This window comes from Bacteroidota bacterium, from assembly GCA_037133915.1.
Lineage (GTDB): Bacteria > Bacteroidota > Bacteroidia > Bacteroidales > CAIWKO01 > JBAXND01.
On sequence record JBAXND010000100.1, the window covers coordinates 1 to 4,783 of the forward strand.

General features: G+C 35.4%; 5 protein-coding genes. All 5 read right to left on the reverse strand.

The annotated features are described in order from the left end of the window. Positions 1-32 precede the first annotated feature (32 nt). The gene (locus WCM76_16640; protein MEI6767260.1) at positions 33-872 is read right to left on the reverse strand and encodes a P-loop NTPase fold protein; all 840 of its coding nucleotides are present in this window, start codon (positions 870-872) and stop codon (positions 33-35) included. Positions 873-876: 4 nt separating this feature from the next. Then, positions 877-1,482: a BREX protein BrxB domain-containing protein gene (locus WCM76_16645; GenBank protein ID MEI6767261.1), complete on the reverse strand. Its 606-nt coding sequence runs from the start codon at positions 1,480-1,482 to the stop codon at positions 877-879. Beyond that, positions 1,479-2,099: a BrxA family protein gene (locus WCM76_16650; protein ID MEI6767262.1), complete on the reverse strand. Its 621-nt coding sequence runs from the start codon at positions 2,097-2,099 to the stop codon at positions 1,479-1,481. Before WCM76_16650 ends, WCM76_16645 begins: the two co-directional genes overlap by 4 nt. A 351-nt stretch (positions 2,100-2,450) precedes the next feature. Further along, positions 2,451-3,170, reverse strand: a complete 720-nt coding sequence (locus WCM76_16655) for an RloB family protein (protein MEI6767263.1) — start codon at positions 3,168-3,170, stop codon at positions 2,451-2,453. Continuing rightward, positions 3,148-4,440, reverse strand: a complete 1,293-nt coding sequence (locus WCM76_16660; protein ID MEI6767264.1) for an ATP-binding protein — start codon at positions 4,438-4,440, stop codon at positions 3,148-3,150. Before WCM76_16660 ends, WCM76_16655 begins: the two co-directional genes overlap by 23 nt. Between the last annotated feature and the right edge of the window lie 343 nt (positions 4,441-4,783).

Genomic DNA, 4,783 nt, shown 5'->3' on the forward strand with positions numbered 1-4,783 from the left:
GAAGGTGGTCAAATTAAAACGGCGTAGACTGGTCAATTTAGGCGGCGTATCCAGCTTACCTCGTCAATCAAGAAAACTAACCGGAAATTATCGGGTTTGTCAGCAAGGAATTCGAGTAAATCACCTACAAGATCAACGACCGATAATTCTTCATTGCCGCCAATAGCCCTTTCGATGGATGCGCGGAATGAACTTTCATCAATGCCAATAAGCCCTTTCGCAATCTGGAGCACATCATTTAAAAATGCTTCTGCAAGGTCGGCAGATTTGGAGTTCCAATCTTCTTTCAGTTTTTCCTTTATTGCTTGTTTGAATTCATCAAATTTACCGGCTTTATCAAGCTGTTTTTCCAGTTTGGCCAAAGCAATATAAGATCCGTTATATCCCTGAGATAAATTCAACTGGCTAAGGAAAATCTTAGTTATCGCTTCCTTATTAGAGATATCCCCGCTGACAGCATCAATGTTGAACATGATAGAATCAATCAATGTGCTATCAAGTTTTTTTGAAAGCTCATTGAGTTTGGCATTGGTGACATTCAACGAAAGTGATACATCGGAGTTCTCAGCACGCAGCGTCTCCTTAAAATGATCAATTGCGCTTTTTTTGTGGTTCTCAGAAAAAGCATAGAAAATGTATTTCAGGAAATGAGATTTACCGGAACCGTAATAACCGTTAATCCAAACACCCGTGCGTTTGTCTTTTTCAGCAACCACATTGTTTATGACTGTGTATAAAAAGTCATAAATCTGAGTTGTAAAAACATATTCTGAAATTTCCTGATCAACCAAAGCATCATTCAATTCGCTGACAACTGCGACAGGGTTAATCCTGCGATCAATGGGTCTTGAATAAATTTTTTCGAGTTTCATTTGTTTATGGTAAAAGGGTGTTCAGATGGTTTGCGCGATAGATACTTTTTGAATTCAACTGGCCAAAAAGTGTGAAATTACTATTTGCCAGAGTGCCGGGGTAAAAAACGATGACCTTATAATCTTTGACATACTGCTCGATGCGTGATACCAATTTGTTTGCCCGTAAGTAAGGGTAAATGCTGCCGATGCCATAAATAAAGACATATACCTTTTTCAGTCCTGTATTGTCTGAAATATGGCTTTGAATTTTATCAATCAAATATTTTGTAAAATCATCACCGGCAAGGATGCGCTCAAGACGAAGCATTACTGCATGGCTGTCTTTCTTATCCAATTCCATCATTATATCAAAAGTTGTCATGGACGATACGCTTCTTGCTTTCAAGAATTCCAAGACTAATTCGTATATGTTAATCACAAGCGTGTCGGCCATCGCCAAAGGGCGCTTCAGCTTTTCCTTTAACAGTTCAATCTCTTTACGGACCTGATATTCATTGGCCGCATCATACGTAAAAAAGAAGAAAGGAGAAAAAATATTGGCAGTTTCGGGATTAAGGAAATCGCGATTCTCCAATAATTCATACAGCGAATCAATGCGTGTACTCATAAGCTATTTAGAATTCGTTCCCTATGTTCCTTCGGTATAAACATTGCTTCCAAAAACCAAGCTTCGCCATGATGGGCAAAGAATCGGCATAACTCATCAGAAAGATAAACTGAAATAAGTTTACCATTATTGATGAACCCAGTTTCCTTCATCATCAGTATCATGATCTGACAGGCCTTAAATTTGGTGTTGTCAGTCCATTTGTCAATTTCAGGATGATTGCCTGACGACCAATTCAGAAAGCGCAGGACATCTGACCTGTCAATGGTTGTATCCAAGCGCCTCCATTTGGAGAGCACTACTTCAAGGTGAAAGTCGCGGATGAGCGGATAAGCACTCAAACAAACAAAGTACAGGAAAATGTTTCTTTCTTCTTTTGTTGCAAGTTGCAAATAAGCCTTCCAATAGGATTCAGAGACAGCATTATATCTTTTTAAAATCTCACCGACCTTCTTTTTCCGGGCAATCCGGGAATTTATATGAAGGAGTTCGTTCGTGTCGGTGAGTAAATTAATCTCTGTTTGCACGTGTTCTTTTAAAAAGTTTACGACAGCTTCCGTTTCGGACAAAAGCAACGCGCCAGTGGTGAAGGAAGCGGAATAAACGTTATGAGTCATATAAGTATTAGAAATGTTTATAAATATACAGGATTAGAGTAAGATGTTGAAGTGAAAACTTTAATAAACAATCATTCGTTCAAAAATAGGCATTATTAATTAACCAATACTTTGCAAATGAAAGTTTATTAAAATTAATAGTAGATACCGAAGATACTGTTTCCCCCGGGGTTCAGTTTTTAATGAAGATAATGCCAAATCCAGATCGTCCAGGCATCGTCATAAATCAGAGCTTCTGGGAACGAACTTCCAAAGAGATTATAATATCAAGTGAATGCCGGATATTTATGATTTAGTTTAACGGAAGCCCATATTAGGTTATGCTAAAGCTTTAAGAGCATTCAATCCTAATCAACTTATTAATTCTTTTACAAGTAGATGTACTTTTGTACAGGGACAATGTAAATGCGTTGGTTTGGGCGGATTCGCAGAATGAAATGCCTCTAACCTTTCAGCTCTTTCAATAGCAACATCAAGACTTCCTTTCATTAACTGATAAGTATATCTAAGAAATTTATTTTTCGATTTCATAGTCGTATAATAATCAAATCTAGGGTGCTGAAACAAAGTTTCCTTAGGTAAACGTTCCTTCAAAATTTCCGTCAAACGCTCATAATATTTTGTTCTATTTAAATATTCCAAATCTTCTGGGTCAACAACTTCAAAATGAAGTAGAATCCATAATTCAAAATCATCATTACTCCAGGCGGTTTTTATTCCTTTGGAATTTGCTGTATTTATAGAATCATTAAATGCCGTGTCCTTTTGATCATTTGGCTCTCTATCACGGTCAAAAACACACCAAACTTGAGCCCCATCATCTAATTTTAACACTTCATTTCCGTCCTGATTTAATTCAATCAAATCATTTTTTCTGAAATATTCAGTTGCATAATCGACCTGAGCATGATGTTTCTTTGAGTTACCAAATGCAGAAACATGAACATCCTCTCGTTTGAACAGCTCAAAATAAGTGGGTTCTACAGCCCCATCTTCACAAAAAATGATAAACACTTTTTTTGAATTTTCTTTTCTGCTATCCTCTCTTTTAACTTCCCAAGGTTCCATCATTCTCTATATTTACATCATTCAAGTATTTTGAAAGCATCGGTATACCGCCATAGAATCCTGCTAAATATTGTTTTGCAAAATCCGCATCATTTCTTATGCCCTTTAATTCAGCTAAAGAGTACAATCTTGTTCCTTCGTTTTCTCCTTTCTCAGCAAAGTAGAACTGGTCTCTTCTCATCAAGGAAGGATTCATCATGTTGGTGTCATGGCTTGTGAACAATAATTGTACGTTAGATTTATTAATTTCAGGGTCATTAAAAATACTAATTAACTTCATTAACAATGAGGGATGAAAGTTACTATCGATTTCATCCAAAATTATTAGACCACTGACCGTAATGTTGAACGCATGAAGAAGCAATCCTGCAATATCAAAAAGTTTTTTAGTTCCGTCTGATTCATTGTCCTGCATATTTAACGTGACTTTAATTTTCTCGTCATGACAAGCAGCTTTCGTCAGGAATAGTTTTTCCAATGGATAATTATTCTTTGCATTTGAATCTCCATCTTCCTTGTAATAAATATCATTGTAATTCAAGCCAAATGAAGTTAAAAATTCTAAAAATTTAGGTTTTAATTCAATATTTTCTATTTGATTTATTGAATGGAAACGATAGAAATCGCCATGCGCACTAAATTGAGATGTGATATATCCACTTATGGCGCTTCGGATTTTCGCACAAATATCCTTATTATACGAAGCTGCGTGAATCAAAAACAATGTGTGTTCATACTCCAACGGAGCGATATTTTCATTGCCAGGTAAACTTGCCTTGTCAACATTTAAATTTTTACGTAAAAAATATTTCCCTTGATTTGTATTTTTAGGACCGAACAACCATTCGTTTGCAATAATTTCCCAACTAGTATTAGGGTTGTTTTTTGCATCTGGATTTTTTTTCACAGTAAACCCATACCTATATTTTTTCCCTTCAATTATTAACACAATCTGAAAAAAAGACTCTGTGTTTTCCGAATCGTTTTGATATAAAAAAGGTTGTGCTAATTTGGAAAGTCTTGATTTAGGACTAGGTAAATCAGAAATTGCTTCGCAAAAAAACTCAAGAGCTCTAATTATATTACTTTTTCCACTTGCGTTTGCTCCGTAAATCCCGATAGTTTTCAATAACTTCGTTCCGTAGTCAGAAACGATATTATTCAAATCTACTCGCTCATTTTCTCTAGAACTTTTCAAGTTCGTTGAAACAAAACTAATTGTTTGTAAATCAGAAATAGACCTAAAGTTTTTTACGCTAAATTCGACTATCATTTTTTTTGAATTTGAATTTATTTGGCAAATATACCTATTTACAAACACAAATCATGATGTTTTTTTTCAAAATTGATGGAAAACAGCAAATATAGAAAAAGTAATCATTTCGCGGGGGCAACGTGGGGCGAAATACTACGAATGAAAATTTGCATCATTTTATGAATTTATGCCAAATGTATAAAGGTTAGAGCTAAAAATCCTTGGATAACATCAAGCTCCGAATGATTGGGAGGGCCGTAGTAAGGCGTCAGCTGTCAAAACAATTAATTTCGTTTTTGTTAATAAATTTATCACTATTGTCCGATAAAAATACAGAATATTATTTTGCAAACCGCAACAA